The organism is Nonomuraea fuscirosea (assembly GCF_035917475.1).
Classification (GTDB): Bacteria; Actinomycetota; Actinomycetes; order Streptosporangiales; family Streptosporangiaceae; genus Nonomuraea; species Nonomuraea fuscirosea.
Map to the genome: position 1 here is coordinate 3,365,139 of NZ_CP109074.1, position 16,990 is coordinate 3,382,128.

At 70.5% G+C, this 16,990-nt stretch carries 15 protein-coding genes and 1 pseudogene; 8 read left to right on the top strand and 8 right to left on the bottom strand.

Annotated features, from left to right (window positions below; all coding sequences use genetic code 11):
* Window positions 1–40: 40 nt before the first annotated feature.
* Window positions 41–2,032: a HelD family protein gene (locus tag OIE67_RS15190; protein ID WP_326640705.1), complete on the bottom strand. Its 1,992-nt coding sequence runs from the start codon at window positions 2,030–2,032 to the stop codon at window positions 41–43.
* Between the two features lie 65 nt (window positions 2,033–2,097).
* Here OIE67_RS15190 and OIE67_RS15195 point away from each other — a divergent pair, with 65 nt between their 5' ends.
* Window positions 2,098–2,700: a TetR family transcriptional regulator gene (locus tag OIE67_RS15195; RefSeq protein WP_326640707.1), complete on the top strand. Its 603-nt coding sequence runs from the start codon at window positions 2,098–2,100 to the stop codon at window positions 2,698–2,700.
* Window positions 2,701–2,991: 291 nt separating this feature from the next.
* A complete protein-coding gene (locus OIE67_RS15200; RefSeq protein ID WP_407674895.1) occupies window positions 2,992–4,614 on the top strand; it encodes a SulP family inorganic anion transporter in 1,623 nt (540 codons plus the stop codon).
* 85 nt (window positions 4,615–4,699) lie between these two features.
* Here the strand turns inward: OIE67_RS15200 and OIE67_RS15205 are convergent, their stop codons facing one another.
* Window positions 4,700–6,355 carry an acetolactate synthase large subunit gene (locus OIE67_RS15205; RefSeq protein WP_326640711.1) on the bottom strand — a complete coding sequence of 552 codons (1,656 nt, stop codon included), beginning with the start codon at window positions 6,353–6,355 and terminating at the stop codon, window positions 4,700–4,702.
* Between the two features lie 134 nt (window positions 6,356–6,489).
* Entirely contained in the window at window positions 6,490–6,732 is a 243-nt protein-coding gene (locus OIE67_RS15210; RefSeq protein WP_326640713.1) for a hypothetical protein, read from the bottom strand.
* Between the two features lie 255 nt (window positions 6,733–6,987).
* On the opposite strand from OIE67_RS15210, the pseudogene OIE67_RS55430 reads away from it, so the two are divergent.
* Window positions 6,988–7,248 (top strand): annotated as a pseudogene (locus OIE67_RS55430) (peptidoglycan DD-metalloendopeptidase family protein); the annotation flags it as partial.
* A 488-nt stretch (window positions 7,249–7,736) separates the two neighbouring features.
* Here the strand turns inward: OIE67_RS55430 and OIE67_RS15215 are convergent.
* Window positions 7,737–8,621, bottom strand: coding sequence for an ABC transporter permease (locus OIE67_RS15215; protein WP_326640715.1), 885 nt, complete (start codon window positions 8,619–8,621; stop codon window positions 7,737–7,739).
* Window positions 8,618–9,487 (bottom strand): ABC transporter ATP-binding protein, encoded by an 870-nt coding sequence (locus OIE67_RS15220; protein WP_326645361.1) that lies wholly within the window; start codon window positions 9,485–9,487, stop codon window positions 8,618–8,620. The genes OIE67_RS15215 and OIE67_RS15220 overlap by 4 nt, the downstream gene beginning before the upstream one ends.
* A gap of 159 nt (window positions 9,488–9,646) precedes the next feature.
* Between OIE67_RS15220 and OIE67_RS15225 the strand changes: the two genes are divergently transcribed.
* Window positions 9,647–10,426 (top strand): MerR family transcriptional regulator, encoded by a 780-nt coding sequence (locus tag OIE67_RS15225; protein ID WP_326640717.1) that lies wholly within the window; start codon window positions 9,647–9,649, stop codon window positions 10,424–10,426.
* Here OIE67_RS15225 and OIE67_RS15230 read toward each other — a convergent pair.
* Together OIE67_RS15230 and OIE67_RS15235 are read right to left on the bottom strand one after the other, a co-directional pair.
* Window positions 10,397–11,185: an SDR family NAD(P)-dependent oxidoreductase gene (locus OIE67_RS15230; protein ID WP_326640719.1), complete on the bottom strand. Its 789-nt coding sequence runs from the start codon at window positions 11,183–11,185 to the stop codon at window positions 10,397–10,399. The genes OIE67_RS15225 and OIE67_RS15230 overlap by 30 nt on opposite strands.
* Window positions 11,186–11,225: 40 nt before the next feature.
* Window positions 11,226–12,155: a ScbA/BarX family gamma-butyrolactone biosynthesis protein gene (locus OIE67_RS15235; protein WP_326640721.1), complete on the bottom strand. Its 930-nt coding sequence runs from the start codon at window positions 12,153–12,155 to the stop codon at window positions 11,226–11,228.
* Window positions 12,156–12,343: 188 nt separating this feature from the next.
* On the opposite strand from OIE67_RS15235, the gene OIE67_RS15240 reads away from it, so the two are divergent.
* On the top strand, window positions 12,344–12,967 hold the full coding sequence (locus tag OIE67_RS15240; RefSeq protein WP_326640723.1) for a ScbR family autoregulator-binding transcription factor: 624 nt from the start codon (window positions 12,344–12,346) through the stop codon (window positions 12,965–12,967).
* Here the strand turns inward: OIE67_RS15240 and OIE67_RS15245 are convergent.
* On the bottom strand, window positions 12,942–13,583 hold the full coding sequence (locus tag OIE67_RS15245) for a TetR family transcriptional regulator (RefSeq protein ID WP_326640725.1): 642 nt from the start codon (window positions 13,581–13,583) through the stop codon (window positions 12,942–12,944). The genes OIE67_RS15240 and OIE67_RS15245 overlap by 26 nt on opposite strands.
* Window positions 13,584–13,764: 181 nt before the next feature.
* Between OIE67_RS15245 and OIE67_RS15250 the strand changes: the two genes are divergently transcribed.
* The 3 genes from OIE67_RS15250 to OIE67_RS15260 are packed head-to-tail and all read left to right on the top strand — an operon-like array spanning window position 13,765 to window position 16,925.
* Window positions 13,765–14,448 (top strand): LmbU family transcriptional regulator, encoded by a 684-nt coding sequence (locus OIE67_RS15250; protein ID WP_326640727.1) that lies wholly within the window; start codon window positions 13,765–13,767, stop codon window positions 14,446–14,448.
* A gap of 17 nt (window positions 14,449–14,465) precedes the next feature.
* The gene (locus OIE67_RS15255) at window positions 14,466–15,176 is read left to right on the top strand and encodes an FMN-binding negative transcriptional regulator (protein ID WP_326640729.1); all 711 of its coding nucleotides are present in this window, start codon (window positions 14,466–14,468) and stop codon (window positions 15,174–15,176) included.
* A 39-nt stretch (window positions 15,177–15,215) separates the two neighbouring features.
* Window positions 15,216–16,925: a non-ribosomal peptide synthetase gene (locus tag OIE67_RS15260; RefSeq protein ID WP_326640731.1), complete on the top strand. Its 1,710-nt coding sequence runs from the start codon at window positions 15,216–15,218 to the stop codon at window positions 16,923–16,925.
* Window positions 16,926–16,990: the final 65 nt, after the last annotated feature.

A 16,990-nucleotide genomic window follows, 5' to 3' on the forward strand; every position in this document is an offset into this window, starting at 1 on the left:
CAGGCCCTGTCGAGCCACGCGTTTCCGGCATCTGCCCATTTCAGGCGGCTGCCGCGGGCAGGCGGAGCTGCGGCGGCAGCGGGCGGGCGTGCACGACGTCGAGGCGGGAGACGGCCCGGGTGAGGGCCACGTACAGGCGGTTCAGGCCGCGCCGCTCCGCCTCGGCGATGGCGGCCGGCTCGGCCACGACGACGTGGTCGTACTCCAGGCCCTTGCACAGCGAGGCAGGCACGACGCTGAGCCGGCCGCTCACGTCCAGGCCGTCGTTCCACAGCGCGGACGTGAGCGCCTCCACCTCGGCGTCGGCCGCGATCACCCCGACCGAGCCCTCGAACGTCAGCGCGTCGCGCACCGCCGCGACCACCCCCTCGCCCAGCCCGGCGACGGCCGTCACCCGCAGCCGGCCGTCCGTCCGGTACGAGCGCGTCGCCGGCACCTCCGCCTCCAGCGCCGCCAGCAGCGTGTTGGCCAGCTCCACCACCGCCGCCGGCACCCGGAAGCCGGTCGTGAGGGCGATCACCTCACCGTCCGGCTTGCCGAGCAGTTCCATCCGCGGCGCCCATGAGGTGGCGGCCCACGGCGTGGTGCCCTGCGCCAGGTCGCCCAGCACGGTCAGCGAGCCGTGCTCGCTGCGCCTGGCCACGACCCGGCACTCCATCGGCGACAGGTCCTGGGCCTCGTCCACGATGACGTGCCCGTAGCCGCGCGGGCGCTCGATCAGGCCGGCGAGCTCGTCCAGCAGCACCAGGTCGGTCGCCGTCCACCTGGCGCTCTTCACACTGCGGGGCGACCTGTCCCACGTGATCGCCGCGCGCTCGGCCTCGCTCAGCACGCCGCGCGCCGGGTCGGGGGCGTCGCCGGACGGGCCGCGCAGCAGCTCGTACAGGATCTCCTGCGGCTTGACGGCGGGCCAGACGCCGTCCAGCCACGCGGTGACGCCGCGGCCGATGCGGCGCAGCCAGGCGGCGTTCGCCGTCGCGCCGCGGGACTCGGCCTGGCGGCGCACGGCCGCCACCACGCGGGCCCTGACCCGTTCGCGGCCCACGCCGTACGGGAGGGACTCACGCCGGGTGTCGTCCACGATGCGGCGCAGTTCATCCTCGGGCACGCGCCAGCGGTAGGAGCCGTCGGCGACCGCGACCGGCTCGACCGGTTTGCCGACGCGGCCGTACAGGGCCCGGCGCAGCACCAGGGCCATGCGCGCGTCGTGCTTGACCACGGCGGCCTCCTCCTCGTCGGCGGCCGTGACGGGGACCGTCCCGAGCAGCCGTTCCAGCGTGGTCTGCTCGACGTCCACCTCCCCGAGCGCGGGCAGGACGGCGGAGATGTAGCCGAGGAAGGCCCGGTTCGGGCCCAGCACCAGCACGCCGTCACGGCCGAGGCGGCGGCGGTGGGCATAGAGCAGGTAGGCGGCCCGGTGCAGGCCGACGGCGGTCTTGCCGGTGCCGGGCGCGCCCTGGACGCAGATCGAGGCGTCCAGGTCCGCGCGTACGAGATCGTCCTGCTCGGGCTGGATGGTGGCGACGATGTCGCGCATCGGGCCGACGCGGGGCCGCTCGATCTCGGCGGCGAGGATCGTGCCCCCGCCCTCCTCACCGCGCGCGAGCCGTTCGTCCTCGAAGCTCGTCAAGGTGCCGTCCGACCAGCCGAAACGGCGGCGTACGGCGACGCCGAGGGGGTCGCGGGCGCTGGCCCGGTAGAACGCCCGCGCGACCGGCGCGCGCCAGTCGATCACCTCGGGCGGGCCGCCGTGCGCGCCGGTGATGTGCCGCCTGCCGATGTGGTACGCGCGCCCGTTGTGCTCGGCCGAGTCCGGCCCGAAGTCGAGCCGGCCGAAGAACGGCGGGCCGCCGGGCTCCTCGCTCAGCTCCTTGGCCAGGCTCTTGAGGTGGCGTCCCAGGCGTTCGGCGCTGTAGCGGTCGCCGGCCACGGTCTCACCGACGATCACGTTGTCCCGCGCGCCGTCCAGCATCCTGCGCAGGCCGGACCTGCAGCGTTCGACGTGCTCGCGCTCCTCGTCGAGCGTTCCCATCACACCTCCAAAACGTTAACCGGGTTAAGAGATTGACCAGGTTAACACTTTGGTAGAGTGCGTCCATGACGGGACTGCGGGAGCTGCAGCGGCGGCGCGTGCACGAGGCCATCTCGGCGGCGGCCATCCGGCTGTTCCTGGAGCGCGGCTTCGACGCGGTCCCCGTGACGGAGATCGCGGCGGCGGCGGGGGTCTCGAAGCCGACGCTGTTCAAGTACTTCCCGTCCAAGGAGGACCTGGTCCTGCACCGCATCGCCGACCACCTGGGGGAGTCGGCCCGGGTGGTGCGCGAGCGGGAGCCCGGCCGGAGTCCGCTGGAGGCGCTGCGCCGCCACTTCCTCGACCGGCTGGCCGCGCACGATCCCGTCACGGGGCTCAACGACCATCCGGAGGTGGTGGCCTACCACCGCTTGGTGTTCTCCACCGCGCCGAGCCTGCTGGCGCGGCTGCACCAGCACATGGCCCGCGACGAGGAGGCCCTGGCGGAAGCGCTGACGGCGACTCATGACGACCTGACGGCCGCGCTGCTGGCCGGCCAGGTGATGGCCACGCAGCGGGTGCTGGCCCGCCGCAACTGGTCGATGCTCGCCGAGGGGCGCCCGATGGCCGAGGTGGAGCGGGAGGCGGTCCGCGCGGCCGGCCGGGCCTTCGCGATGTTGTCCGCCTGACCTTCGCGCGGCAGGCGTTTCACGTCTGGCGAACACCCGCGCCCGCCGAGTTTAACCAGGTGAGAGCCGGTGTAGTTGATACGCTGACGACCTCTTCACTAATTGCAAAAGTATGCAATTGGGGACAACGTGGGGTTGTCTTGACCCAAAGGGAGTGATCATGGGCGAACCTTTCATGCGTGCATGCAGTCACAGGATCGGCTCGAACGGTGACACAACGTGACCGCGGTGATCGCCGCGGGCTGGGGCCGCGTCCGCAACGTGCTGCCCGAACGCGCCGCGCTGGCCGCCATGCGCGAGCGTCCCCGCAACGACCTGCTGGCCGGGCTCACGGTGGCGATCGTCGCGCTGCCGCTGGCGCTCGGCTTCGGCATCTCCTCCGGCCTCGGCGCCAGCTCCGGCCTGGCCACCGCCGTGGTCGCCGGCTCACTCGCCGCGCTGTTCGGCGGCTCGGCCCTGCAGGTGTCGGGCACCAGCGGCGCCATGACCGTCGTGCTCATGCCGATCATGAGCGCCCACGGGGCCGGCGGCGTCCTGACCGTCGGCCTGCTCGCCGGCCTGCTCCTCGTCGCCCTGGCCCTGGCGCGGGCCGGCCGCTACATGGCCCTGGTGCCCGCGCCCGTCGTCGCGGGCTTCACCGTCGGCATGGCCGGCGTCATCGGGCTGCAGCAGCTCCCGCACGCGCTCGGCGTCCCCGCCCACGACAGCGACAGGATCGCCGTCGTGGCCTGGCACGCCGTCATGGACTTCCTGTCCAGGCCGCACTGGTGGGCCATGTCCACCACGCTGACCGTCGCGGCGGTGCTGCTGGTGGTGGCGAGCGTACGGCCCGCCTGGCCGCTCTCGCTCGTCGTCGTGGCCGCCGTCACCCTCGTCGTGGAGCTGGCCGGGCTGCCGCTGGCCAGGATCGGCCACCTGCCCGCCGGGCTGCCCGCGCCGTCGCTGGCCTTCCTCGACCTCCAGGTGCTGCCGTCCCTGCTCGCCCCGGCCGTCGCCGTGGCCGCGCTGGCGGCGCTGGAGTCGCTGCTGTCGGCCGCCGTGGCCGACAACATGACCGGACGCCACCGGCACGACCCCGACAGGGAGCTGTTCGGCCAGGGCGTCGCCAACCTCGTCACCCCGATGTTCGGCGGCATGCCCGGCACCGGCGCCATCGTGCGCACCGCCGTCAACGTGCGCTCAGGCGCCCACTCCCGGCTCGCGGCGCTGTCCCACGCCCTGATCCTGGGCGCCGTCGTCTACCTGGCCGCCGGCCTCGTCGCCAGGATCCCGCTCGCCGCGCTGGCCGGCGTGCTGCTGGCCACGTCCGTGCGGATGGTGGAGAAGGACGCCGTACGCGCCATGTTCCGCAGCACCCGCGGCGACGGCCTGGTGCTCGTCCTGACCGCCGTCGCCACCCTCACCCTCGACACCGTCCTGGCCGTCATCCTCGGCCTGGTGGTGGCCGGAGCGCTGGCGTTGCGGGCGATCGCCCGCAACCTGCGCCTGCATCACGAGCCGCTGCGCCACGACTTGCAGCCGCAGCACACCGAGGACGAGCACGCGCTGCTCGCCGAGCACATCGTCACCTACCGGCTCGACGGGCCGCTGTTCTTCGCCGCCGCCCATCGGTTCCTGCGGGAGCTGTCGGACGTGACCGACGTGTCCGTCGTGGTGCTGCGGCTGCGCCGCGTCACCACCATCGACGCCAGCGGCGCCCGGGCCCTCGGCGACGCCATCACCCGGCTGGAGAACCGCGGGATCCTGGTGTACGTCTCCGGCATCCCCGACGACGGCCACCAGCCGCTGGAGGCGCTCGGCGTGATCGCCCGGCTGGTGCAGGCCGGGCAGGTGTTCGCCACCACGGACGCGGCCATCGAGGCCGCCCGCGAACGGCTGCACACCTCCGGCATCGTGCCCCGCCTGGCCGGCTGACCGGCTGACCGGCTCGCGCGGCGCGGCCGACCGCGCCGCGTGGGCCCCCGAGGTGCGGCCGACCGCGCCGCGCGGCCCCCGAGGCTCAGAAGGGGCCGGTGAGTTCGCCCAGCTTGTCGGTCAGCTCCAGATTCGCCGAATAGTCGACCGGCACCGCGACCACCGACACCACGTCATCGTCCAGCGCCTTGCGCAACGTCGGCAGCAGCTCGTCCGCGCTCGTGACCCGATACCCCCGGGCCCCGAAGCTCTCCGCGTACTTGACGAAGTCGGGGTTGCCGAAGGCCACGTGGGAGTCGCGGCCGAGCTCCAGATCCATCTTCCACTCGATCAGCCCGTACGCGCCGTCCACCCACACCAGCACCACGAACGGGATCCGCTCCCGAACCGCCGTCTCCAGCTCCTGCGAGTTCATCAGGAACGCCCCGTCACCCGTCGCGGCCAGCACCTTGCGCCCGGGGAAGGCCAGCTTGGCGGCCAGCGCGCCCGGCACGGAGAACCCCATGGACGACAGCCCGTTGGAGACCAGCATCGTGTTGGGCTCGTAGGTGGGATACATGCGGGCCATCCACATCTTCACCGCGCCCGTGTCGGCCAGCACGATGTCCTCGCGCCCCATGGCCTCCCGGATGTCGGTCACCACCCGGCGCGGCGACAGCGGGAACCCGCCCTCCTCGCGCCCCTGCTCCAGCTCCTCCCGCAGCATGCGGCGGATCCGCTCTCCGGTGCCGTCCATCTCGAAGCGCCGGTCCACGGCTCCCGCCAGCGCGTCCAGCGAGCGTGAGATGTCCCCCTGTACGCCGACGGCGACCGGGTAGTGGTCGTCCACCTCGGCGGGGAACTGGTGCACATGGACGATCTTCTTGTCCCGCTTCGGGTTGATCTTGACCGGGTCGAACTCCTGCAGCTCGTACCCGACGGTGATGAGCACGTCGGCCTCGTCGAAGCCGAAGTTCACATAGTCGTGCCGCATGAAGCCGACCGCGCCCAGCACGTGCCGGTGATCGTCGGGAAACACGCCCTTGCCGTTGAACGTGGTCGCCACCGGCAGCCCCAGCCGCTCGGAGAAACGCACCAGCGCCTCGGACGCGCCCGCCCGGCTCGCGCCGTGCCCGGCCAGCACGATCGGCCGGCGGGCTCCGGCCAGCACCTCGGCCGCCCGCGCGACCTGCGAGGGCGACGGATCCTGCGGCCGGACCACGTTCACCGGCAGCGGATGCAACCCCTCCGGCAGCGGCGCCGACTCCACGTCCTCGGGAATGGCCAGGTAGACCGCGCCGGGCCGCTCGGTCTGGGCGGTCTTGAACGCCTTACGGATCAGCTCGGGCAACGCCTGCGCCGACGGCGCCAGCTCCGACCACTTCGTGATCGGCCGGAACAGCGACACCAGATCCACCACCTGGTGCGACTCCTTGTAGATCCGGTCGAGCCCGACCTGCGCCGTGATCGCCACGACCGGGGTGCTGTTGGTGGTGGCGTCGGCCACGCCCAGCTGCAGATTGATCGCGCCGGGCCCGAGCGTGGCCGAGGCCACCCCCGCCTTGCCGGTCAGCCGGCCGTACATCTCGGCCATGAACGCCGCGCCCTGCTCGTGACGTACGAGGACGTAGCGGATGGGGGAGTCGGTGAGCGCGTCGACGAAGTGGATATTCTCCTCGCCCGGGATCCCGAAGACGTACTCGACGCCTTCCGCCTCCAGAGCCTGCACGATGAGCCGGGCCGCACGGGCCTGCGCTGACATGCGAAACGCCTTCTTCCATGAACGACTGTTCTCCTGCAACCGCCGTGAGGCTGTCGTTCATTCCATAGTGCCACTGAGCTGCGGAAACCCTTTCGGCAGGCGTGGGCAACCATCCTCACATCCGCGAACGTCCCTCAGGCCAGCCTCCCTGACGCGATCAGGAAAAGGTCGCTGGCCAATGGCCTCGACACGGACTTCCGCTGGCGAAGCGGCGCCGGAGTGCCCGTCCGATCGGCCTGATCGCGGAGACGATCGAACCGCAGCAGCGGTCTGCCCTCGTCAGAGGCGGCATCAGCTTCGGCGGCATCGGTATCGGTATCAACTGGTAGATAGCGATATCCCGGCCCCGGCGTCACGTCATGGAATGCGTCGAACATGCTGACCCGCAAGTGTCGCTATCCGACGACGGGGCCGGTCCGTCGCTGAAGCTCAATCGGTTACCAGGACCAGCAATAGTTCGCGACACGCACCCGGCGGCGCACTGCCGGTATAAGCGTCCTAAACGAGGAGACGCCATGGCATCGTTCGATCTTGAAATTTCGAATCCCTTCACTGCTGATGCCGACGAAAACTTCTACGGCGGTCCAGGCCAAGGAGGACACACGGGCTCTCTCTGGGTCACCTCTCACGGCATGGACCTCGGAGCGCCGCCAGGAGCGGAAATGCGAGCCGCTTACGAGGGCAAATTCACAAGTATATTCACCCCCGCGTCCCCTCGAGGAGGAATCTACGGAGATCAGATCTCCATCCGCCATAATCCCACCTCGGGCGGAGGCGCCGGCGCTTTCTATGCGCATTTAAAAGCAAGCGTCACGGTAGGTTCTGTGGTCACACGCGGTCAGGTCATCGGCAGGATCGTCAAGTTCGCCGGCATCCCACCACATCTTCACCTTGCCCTAGGCGAGCGCCGCAACAATATGTATAACGGAGTGGGACCTCTACGACTACTTCAAGGCGACGATCAACACCGAGATCGTGCTGGTTGTGCGGTTCTTTCAGAATGGGAATGCGCCAAGAGTGGTCGACTTTCGCTCAGCCCACGAGCGGGAAGCCGAATGCTACAGGAACGCATTGAGCGCCAAGCCGGCGTCCGAGTATGCCAACCAATGCCTGGGTCTGCGCGCCAACGAAGCCGTCATGACGTAGGAAGCGCGATGTCTCGGAGCCGTGATCCGAGACAGTCGCCCGAACGAGCAGCCAGATCGCCGCGCGAAAATACCGCACCGCAGGGCTTCCGTGCCCTGGTCCGCCCTGCGGTGCCCCTACGAGCAGGACCGTACCGGCGGCTCGCGTACGCGACCAGCGGCACGCACACTCCCATGGCCGGCGTCGGGGCGGTGGTCAGCAGCTCCACACTGTCACCTGAACGTCCATGCGCCGGTCACGTCGTACGCTGCTGCATGGCCTTGCGTCGCTGCTCCTCCACGACCGAGCCCGACTGCCGGCGCGCCATGCGCCGCAGCACCAGGGGAGCCAGCAGGAACCCGGCGACCGCCCACAGCCCCAGCATGGCCGCCGTCTCCAGGTGCCGCCACGACTCGCCGATCTCGGCGACGGCCATCGCTTCCGGCAGCATCGCCGAGCGAAGGCCCAGCGCCAGCCAGTACAGCGGAAACGCCTGCCCGACCCACTGCAACCACTCGGGGAAGCCGCTGATGGGGTAGAAGACACCGGAGATCCCCATGAGGACCATCATCGGGAAGGTGACGAAGCCGACCCCCTGGGCGGAGCCGAAGAGCGAGCCGAGGATCGCCCCGAACGGCAGCACCGCGACGAGACCGAGCGCCACCACCCAGACGAGGGTGACCCAGGCCGACGCGCGCCCGAGGTCCAGTCCGCCGAAGAGAAAGGCCGCGGGGACGAGCGGCACCAGCAACCCGATGACGGCGGTGGCGGCCCGGCTGGTCACCTTGCCGACCAGGTAGCCGGTCATCCCCTTCGGGGTGGCCTTCGCGCGGAGCAGCGTGCCGTCCTCGCGGTCCATGGTGAGCGACAGGGCCAGCATCATCATGCCGTTGAGCACGACATTCATGCCGAGGATGCCCGGCAGGGCCTGGGAACCGAGGGAGAAGCCGGTGCCGGGCACGGTATTGTGCCGCAGCAGGAACATGACCACCAGGGTCACCACCGGGAAGAACATCACCGACCAGAGGTCCTGGCCGCTAGTCATCGTCTGGCGGAACTCGATCCAGCCACGCTGCAGGCCGGCCCGCGCGGCGGTCGTGCGGGCGTTCGCGGCCGCTCCCATGGCCTTGGCCGGGGTCATCGGGCCACCTCCATCAGCTTCACCGGCGGCTGCGTGCGCCGCCCCGACTCGAACTCCTGGACCAGGCTCACGTAGACGTCCTCCAGGCTGACCGCGCGCACCCGCAGGTTGCCGACGGCGTCGCCGTGCTCGACGAACAGTTCGCGGACGTACGTGGTGGCGTCTTGGACGGACTTCGTGTGCGGGACGCCGTCGAGGGTGTAACGGACCTCCGACTCGCTCGACACCTGAGCGGCCAGTTCCGCGGCGGTGCCGTCGGCCACGATGCGCCCGCCCGCGAGGATCACGATCCGGTCCGCGAGCCGTTCGGCCTCGTCGAGGTCGTGCGTGGTGAGCAGGATCGCCGTGTCCTGCCCGTGCGACAGGCTCTGGATGAGGTCGTGGAAGTCGCGCCGGGCCTGGGGGTCGAAGCCGACGGTCGGCTCGTCCAGGAACAGCAGGTCCGGGCGGCCGACAAGCCCGATGGCGACGTCGAGCCGGCGGCGCTGGCCGCCCGAGAGGGTACCGATCACCGCGTCGGCCCGGTCGGCCAGCCCGACCAGGCGCAGGAGCTCATCCGCCCCGTACGGCTCCCGGAAGGGCACGTAGAAGCGGTGGAGATGATCGAGCAGCTCACGGGCACGCCACTTGCCGTGGTCCCGCCAGGACTGCAGGACGATGCCGATCCGGGCGAGCCACGCGTCGTCGGCCTGGTCGGGGTCGGTGCCGAGGACCTCGACCTCACCCGCGGAGCGACGGCGGAAGCCCTCGAGGATCTCGATGGTGGTGGTCTTGCCCGCGCCGTTCGGGCCGAGCAGGGCGACCACCTCACCCGGGTGGACACGCAGGTCGACGCCGTGCAGCACGTCCGTCGTCCCGTACCGCATGCGCAGGGCGCGGGTCTGGATCACGGGGGTCGTGGGGTGTGCTCGGCCCTTCTCCGATATGTCTGCGGTTTTTCGGTGCGTGATGTCCATACTTAAAGTCTCTCATTGAAGTGCTACGTTGAACGTTGATGCGCCCCTGAGCGCCGATAAGAGGACCTGATGGCAGCGAAACCCTCAACTCCCGCCGACGGCAACCGGACAAGGTTGCGGCCGGTGGACCTGGCGCGTGAGGTAGGTGTCTCCACTCAGCAGATCCGCAACTACGCGGACGCCGGCATCCTGCCGCCCACCGAGCGCACGCCCTCGGGCTACCGGCGTTTCGACGCCCGGCACCGGGCCGCCCTGCTCGCCTACCGGTCGCTGGCGAAGGGCTTCGGCTGGGACAACGCCCGCTCGATCATGCTGGCGATCCATGCGGGCGACGTGCCGAGGGCCCTTGCCCTCATCGACGAGTTCCACGCGGACCTGCACGGTCGGCGGATGGCGCTCCGGTCGACCAGTGAGGCCCTGCAGGCGGTGGCGAGCGATCCCGGCCCGGTCCCCGCGAGAGGCGTGACGCGGATTGGTGAGGTTGCCCGGAGCCTCGGGCTGCGCACCTCGGCGCTGCGGGTGTGGGAGGCCGCCGGGCTGCTCACGCCGGAACGCGAGCGGGTCACCGGTTATCGGCGGTACGGGCCCGACGACGTTCGCGACGCCCGGATGATCCACATCCTGCGGCAGGGGCGTCACCCGCTGCCGCAGATCAGAGCCCTGCTCGACGAACTGCGCACGACCGGGAGCACCCAGGCCCTGCGCGTCGCGATCGAGGACCGGCGGCGAGCGCTCACCCGGACCGCCGCCGCGATGCTGGAGGGCACCGCCGTCCTGCACGGCTACCTGAGCATGGACGCTCACGACGGCGGCCTCCTCTCAGACGCGCGCCTGCTGCAGGACACATGAGCTGAGCCCGCCGTCCACGGTGAGGGTGGCACCGGTGATGTAGGAGGCCCGGTCGCTGCACAGCCACGCCGCGGCCTCGGCGATCTCCTCGGCGCCCGCCATCCGGGCCAGCGGAGCGGTCTGGGCCAGAGACGGCTCCACCCCGGGGCTGACCGCCATCCACGCCTCGCTCATGGGCGTACGGGCCACGCCGGTGGCGACGGCGTTGATCCGGATCCCGCGCGCGCCGTACTCGGCCGCGCCTGCTTTGGTGAGGCCGACGACGGCGTGCTTGGCTGCCACGTAGGCGGCCGACACGGGCCCGGCCAGCAGCCCGGCGACGCTCGCGTTGTTGACGATCGAACCGCCGCCGCGGGGCAGCATGGCTCCGATCTCCTCGCGCATGAAGTGCCAGGTGCCGCGCGCGTTGACCGCCACCACCTGGTCGAAGGTCGTGGCGCTGATCAGGTGCAGGGCGTCAGGGCCGCCGCCGCGGCCGGCGTTGTTGAAGGCCGCGTCCAGCCTGCCGTACCTGTCGAGGGCGGCGGAGACCGCGCGGGCGGCGTCTCCGGGAACGGTGACGTCGCCCGCCACGTGCACGGCCTCGTGGCCCTGGCCGGTCAGCTCGTCCACGAGATCGCCGAGCTCGCGTTCGCCGCGCGCGGTCAGGACGACGGCTGCGCCCTCGCGGGCGAACAGCCGGGCGGCGGCCGCGCCGATGCCCCTGCTGGCGCCGGTGATCAGGATGACCTTGCCGGTCAGGAGCCCGCTGTCGGTCATGGTCGTCTCCGTCAGGTCGCCGGTTCAGGGTTTGAGGTGGTCAGTTCAGAGTCGTCGTCGTGATCAGCCCGTCGGCCACGTTCTCGCCGTCCTGAGTCAGGGAGACCAGAAAGGGCTTGTCGTCGCCGATCGGGTCGGCGGCGTGTACGGTGACCGGCCGGTCGAGATTGGCGTAGCAGTGGAAATCGGCGCTGAGGGCGCGGACGCTCACTCTGTGCGGCCAGTACCGGTTCCGGGTCGCCTGGAGCATCGCCTCGATCATGAGGTTGCCCGGCACGTGATCCATGGGATGGTCGAACAGGACCGGATGCGGGCGGCAGCGCAGCGTCCAGATCTCGGCGTCGCCGGTGGCGGCGAGGACGACATCCTCGGCGTTCGCCTTGCCCACCGACTCGGCGGGCACAGGGGGCCCGGGGGAGAACGGCTGGCCGAACCGTTTGGCTTGGCCCGCGCGCAGTCGGGCGAGCACGGCGGGGCTGATGCAGCGCGCCCGCGCCCGCGCCGTCCCCGCGTGCCGGGAGCCGCGGTAGAGCTCCATGGTGAAGTCGAGCCCCTTGAGCGCGCGCCCGCCGCGCCTGCGGGGGTTGCAGGACGCTGACAGCACGACGTCGCTGTGAGTCGTGTCGCAGGCGAGTGCGTCAGCTGAGATCTCGAAGGCCAGGTGGTCCATGACGAAGGCGTGCCCGGCCGGGACGTCGTAGCCGGCATGCCCGATGAGCAGCCCGGCCTGGCGCACGCTCTCGACGAGCAGGAACGGGTCGTGGCGCCCGTCGGCGCTGCGATAGAAGCGGTGGCAGAGCGGCCACTGGGCGCCCAGCAGATAGGTGCCCGCGCCGTCCGTACTGAAGCCGGTGATCAGCACCTCAGTGACCGCGGTCCGGTGGACGAGCTGACGGGGGATGGTCTGTTCGAACAGGCTTCCTTCGTGGTTCAGGTGCAGCGCGTTCAGACCGGATCCGGTGAGCCCCATGCGGATGTCACCTCCCGAGAGGATGGTCTAAACAAACCTACCGGTATCCTTGTTTTTGACTACAGTGAGCCAGATTTCTGTATCTTCCGGTCACACGAACCGCTCTCAACGGGAAATTTCGCATCGTAGCTCCCGGACGGATGGGTATGATGCGGGGCAAGGGTCGGCTTTCTGTACTTGGTGGTCGCATGGCACGACGGCTTCAGCAGCGCGCCGAACGTACTCGCGTTGTCGTGCTCCGAGCGGCGGCCGAGGTCTTCGCCGCGGACGGGTTCCGCGGTGCGCGCACGGCGGACATCATCGCCCACGCGGGAGTGACCAAGGGCGCGGTGTACTTCCACTTCTCCTCGAAGGAGGAGCTGGCGCAGGCCGTCATCGCCGCCCATCGTGAGGAGGGCGCGCGGCTGGCCGAGGCCGTCGCCGCCCAGGGGGCCACGCCGCTGCGCACGCTGGTCAACCTCTCCTACGCCTACGCGCGGCTCATCAAGGAGAACCCGATCCACCTGGCAGGCGTGCGGCTGGTGGCGGAGGGCACCTTCGGCAGCCCCACTGTGGAGGCGTTCACCGACTGGGACCTCGTGCTGGTCAAGCTGCTCAACGAGGCCAAGGATCGCGGCGAGATCCGCGACGACCTCGACGCGGAGGCGTGCGCCAGGTTCATCAACGGCGCCTTTTACGGCACGCAGATCCTGTCGTTCATCTACAGCCGCCGCGATGACCTCGTGCAGCGGCTCGACACGATGTGGCAGGTGCTGCTCAACGGGCTGCTGCCCGAGGGGCGCAGCGTCATCCTGATGTCCCAGGCCGGCTAGCGGGGGGTCGGCCCGCGCAGCCGAGCGGGTCGTCGGGGTGGGGGTGCGGCCGGCCGGAGGGGAGGTAGTCCGACGGCTTCGTGGTCAGCACCGGCAGGAGGGTCTCCCAGACGGCGGTGATCGTTCGCGCGCCGATCCGGCCGGGACGGTGGCGGGAGAGCGCATCCACACCGGGCACGAGCGCGACGAGGATCGTCTCCATTCCGTCCGAGGCCGAGCCGGTCTCGTCCAGCAGCAGTCGGATCATCGGGATCCAGCGCTCGCGCGGGGTGCTGTGCTCGCCGTCCAGCCGGAAGCCGGCGCGGAAGACGGTGTCCCTCGCCAGGTTACGGGCGAACACGTGGGTGAAGTCGATCAGCGCCTGGACGGCGACGCGGCCGTCGCAACGGCAGGACGCGAGGTCCTCCATGCCGGTCCAGATTTCGTTGGCGCGCTCCCGGATCTCCTCGGCGAGCCGTTCCTTGGAGCCGAAGTGAAAGTACAGCGCGCCTTTGGTGGTGCCGCTGAGCTGCACGATCTGCGTGAGGGACGTGCTGGCGTAGCCGTACTCTGCGAAAGCCTGCGCGGCACCGTAAATGATCTTATTTCGGGTGAGTTCGGCGCGTTCCTGGATCATCGCATTGTCCCTCACCTTCAGCTGAACATACCGTCTGCGCTGTTTTCGAAGAACCCTCTGACCTGGACATACTTCACAATCCTCCTGGATGTCGCACATATTGACAAAACCAACCGGACGGTTTTAGCTGACGATCGCGTGACCAATCGCTCGCCCTTCGAGGAGGAAGGATGCGATCACTGTGAGTGCTGCCGTCAACCGACGAGCCCGTCCAGGGCCGGCTCCAGGGCTGCGAGCCGGTGCCGCGGGCGTCCACACAGGCGGGCAGGGCGCCGCCCGCGGCCGGTTGGGAATCGACGCGGGGGTCTACGCGGGCCGTGTCGAACTCCACATCCCCGCGGGGCTCGGCTTCGAGTCCTGGCGCCGGATCGGGGATCAGATCCGGCGGATCAGCGACTCCTCTTGCTGGTGGCTGGCTGACTGGCTGGTCTACGGCGAGGAACAGTTTCCCGGCCGCTACCAGGTCGTCTGCGAGGAGACCTCGCTCCGTTACCAGACGTTGCGCAACTACGCCTGGGTAGCCAGGAAGTTCCCGCCGTCCCGGCGACGGGACAGCCTGAGTCTCCAGCACCACGCCGAGGCCGCCTCGCTGCCGGAGCCGGAGCAGGATCTCTGGCTCGCGCGCGCCGAGCGGGAGGGATGGTCGGCCCGCCGGCTCCGGCAGGAGTTGCGCAAGCGGACGCGGAAGCTGGCCAAGGCCGATTCGGGGTCCCACGTGCAGGTGACTCTGAGTCTGGACTCCGAGCGCAGGGACCGGTGGATGCAGGCGTCGGAGGCGGCCCACATGCCGTTCATGGACTGGATCGTGCGGATCATTGACGACGCGTCGAGCAGCCGGGACGGTGCCGACCGGAAGACCGCCTGAGGAAAGGACCACGTGGCATGTTCGTCCCTGGTCCCTACCGGCAACCGGAGAGTGGCTGGACGGCCGAGCTGGTCCGCGGCAACCCGCTGGCGCTGCTGGCCACCAACGGGCCCGCCTGCGCCGGCCCCTACGCGACCCACGTGCCGATCATCCCTGACCCAGCCGGCCCCGAGCCGTGGGTGGACGACATGTCGGGCGCCGTGCTGCTGGGGCATATGAACCGGGCGAATCCGCACTGGAAGGCCCTGGAGCCGGACATGCCGGTGCTGGTGACGTTCACCGGCCCGCACGCCTACGTCTCGCCGACCGTCTACGGAGTCACCCCGGCGGCGCCGACCTGGAACTTCACCTCCGTCCACGTGCACGGCGCGCTCCACCCCATTCGCGGCGAGATCGAGACGCTGCAGGTGGTATGCGCAACGGTGCGCGCCTTTGAGGCGGCGTTCGGGACAGGCTGGGACATGACCGCATCGCTCGGCTATTTTCGGCGCATCCTGCCTGGAGTAGGCGCGTTCCGGATCACGGTGACCCGCGCCGAGGGCATGTTTAAGCTCAGCCAGGAGCAGCGGCCGGAGATCCGTGAACGCGTGTGCAACTCCTTCGCCGAGCGGCCCTCCTGCGGACCCCATCAGGTGGCGCAGCTCATGGGCCGCCTCACCGACCGGGCGGAGCCCACCACCCGCGACTCGGCGCCGGTCCAGGAGAGGCCGGGCCGCGGAGCGTCATAGCAGCCGTAGCAAGCGCCGAACCAGGAAACGCGAGTGGACATGCGCACCGTCAATGACCTGTTCGAATCGACCGTGGCCCGCGTGGGTCAGGAACCGGCCCTGATCTCGCCCGGCGGGACGGTCGGCTACGCCCGCCTCAACGCCGACGCGAACCGCCTGGCCAGGCGGCTGGTCGCGGTCGGCGTCGGCCCTGACACGCTGGTCGGTGTCGCGGTTCCGCGCACTGCCGGGCTGATGACCGTGCTGTTGGCGGTACTCAAGGCGGGCGGCGCCTACCTGCCCCTCGACCCCGCCTACCCCGTGGAGCGGCTGTCCTTCATGCTCCAGGACGCGCGGCCGGTCCTGCTCGTGCGCTCGTCGCAGGTGAGCGTTCCCTGCGCCGGCGTGCCCGAGCTCCTGGCCGACGATCCCGCCGTCACCGCCGCGGTCGCGGCGCAGCCGTCCTACGACCTGACGGACCGCGAACGCCATACCCCGCTCCGTCCCGAGCACCTGATGTACGTGATCTACACCTCCGGCTCTACCGGCCGGCCCAAGGGCGTCGCGGTGACGCACGCCGGGGTGGCCGCCCTCGTGGCCAGCCAGGCCGCGCAGCTCGGTGCAGGGCCGGGCGACCGGGTGCTCCAGTGGGCCTCGATCAGCTTCGACGCGGCCTTCTGGGACATCTCCCTCGCTCTGCTGTCCGGTGCGGCGCTCGTGCTCGCCCCCGCCGACGACCTGCTGCCCGGGCCGTCGCTGCACGACACGATGATCAGAAACGCGGTCACCCACGCGACCCTGCCGCCGGTCGCGCTGAGCGTCACCGACGCCGACGGCCTGCTGCCGGACGGGGTCGTCATGTCCACCGGCGACGCCATCACCCGGCCGCTCGCCCGGACCTGGTCCGCGGGCCGGCGCATGTTCAACGGGTACGGCCCCACCGAGGTCACCGTGGGGATCGCCATGGGGCCCATCACCGGCCACGAGGAGATCGGCATCGGCCGTCCCCTGCTCGGGAGTGCCGTTCACGTGCTGGACGAACGCCTCGGCGAGGCGGCCCTCGACACCGAGGGGGAGCTGTACCTGGCCGGGCCCGGCCTTGCCCGGGGCTACCTCGGCCGCCCCGCGGAGACCGCCGCCCGGTTCGTCGCCGACCCGTACGGGCCCGCCGGGTCCCGCATGTACCGGTCGGGCGATCGTGGCCGGCGCCGGGCCGACGACGAGCTGTTCTTCACCGGGCGCGCCGACGACCAGGTGAAGATCCGGGGCTTCCGGGTCGAGCTGGGCGAGATCGAGGCCCGCCTCACTGCGCACCCGGCGGTCGAACTGGCCTGTGCCGTCGTGGAGGGCGGGCTCGCGGAGGCTCGCGTGGTGGCCTACGTCCAGATTCGGCCCGGCGATCCGGTCACCGGGCCGGATCTGCGCACCTACCTGGCCGCCGCGCTGCCCGCGCACATGGTTCCCGCCGCAGTGGTCGTGCTGGCGAGCTTCCCCACGACACCCAACGGGAAGATCGACCGCGCCGCCCTGCGCTGGGCCCCCGCGCGCGCCTCCGGATGCGACGACGTGTGCGGCATGGCGGCCGAGATTCTCGGCGTGCCGGAGGCGCGCCCCGAGGACAACTTCTTCGACCTGGGTGGCCATTCTGTGCTGGCCACCTTACTGGCCCGGAGAATTCGCCGGGAGTTCGGCGTTTCGGTGCCCATCAGAAGCATTTTCGAGGCGGCCACCCTGGCCGATATCGAAGGGCTGGTGCAGGCCGGTTCCTGAGCCGCGCGACAGCGCCCCGGAAGCCTTCCGGGGCGCTTTTTCGTCCGCGCGGGCCGGGCGTGAAT

Excerpts from the sequence above, each read along its gene's own strand:
- OIE67_RS15240 (WP_326640723.1), top strand. The coding sequence starts at position 12,344 with ATGGCACGACGGCTTCAGCAGCGCGCCGAACGTACTCGCGTTGTCGTG.
- OIE67_RS15230 (WP_326640719.1), bottom strand. The coding sequence starts at position 11,185 with ATGACCGACAGCGGGCTCCTGACCGGCAAGGTCATCCTGATCACCGGC.
- OIE67_RS15215 (WP_326640715.1), bottom strand. The coding sequence starts at position 8,621 with ATGACCCCGGCCAAGGCCATGGGAGCGGCCGCGAACGCCCGCACGACC.
- OIE67_RS15245 (WP_326640725.1), bottom strand. The coding sequence starts at position 13,583 with ATGATCCAGGAACGCGCCGAACTCACCCGAAATAAGATCATTTACGGT.
- OIE67_RS15235 (WP_326640721.1), bottom strand. The coding sequence starts at position 12,155 with ATGGGGCTCACCGGATCCGGTCTGAACGCGCTGCACCTGAACCACGAA.
- OIE67_RS15220 (WP_326645361.1), bottom strand. The coding sequence starts at position 9,487 with ATGCGGTACGGGACGACGGACGTGCTGCACGGCGTCGACCTGCGTGTC.
- OIE67_RS15200 (WP_407674895.1), top strand. The coding sequence starts at position 2,992 with ATGCGCGAGCGTCCCCGCAACGACCTGCTGGCCGGGCTCACGGTGGCG.
- OIE67_RS15260 (WP_326640731.1), top strand. The coding sequence starts at position 15,216 with ATGCGCACCGTCAATGACCTGTTCGAATCGACCGTGGCCCGCGTGGGT.
- OIE67_RS15255 (WP_326640729.1), top strand. The coding sequence starts at position 14,466 with ATGTTCGTCCCTGGTCCCTACCGGCAACCGGAGAGTGGCTGGACGGCC.
- OIE67_RS15225 (WP_326640717.1), top strand. The coding sequence starts at position 9,647 with ATGGCAGCGAAACCCTCAACTCCCGCCGACGGCAACCGGACAAGGTTG.
- OIE67_RS15205 (WP_326640711.1), bottom strand. The coding sequence starts at position 6,355 with ATGTCAGCGCAGGCCCGTGCGGCCCGGCTCATCGTGCAGGCTCTGGAG.
- OIE67_RS15190 (WP_326640705.1), bottom strand. The coding sequence starts at position 2,032 with ATGGGAACGCTCGACGAGGAGCGCGAGCACGTCGAACGCTGCAGGTCC.
- OIE67_RS15210 (WP_326640713.1), bottom strand. The coding sequence starts at position 6,732 with ATGTTCGACGCATTCCATGACGTGACGCCGGGGCCGGGATATCGCTAT.
- OIE67_RS15195 (WP_326640707.1), top strand. The coding sequence starts at position 2,098 with ATGACGGGACTGCGGGAGCTGCAGCGGCGGCGCGTGCACGAGGCCATC.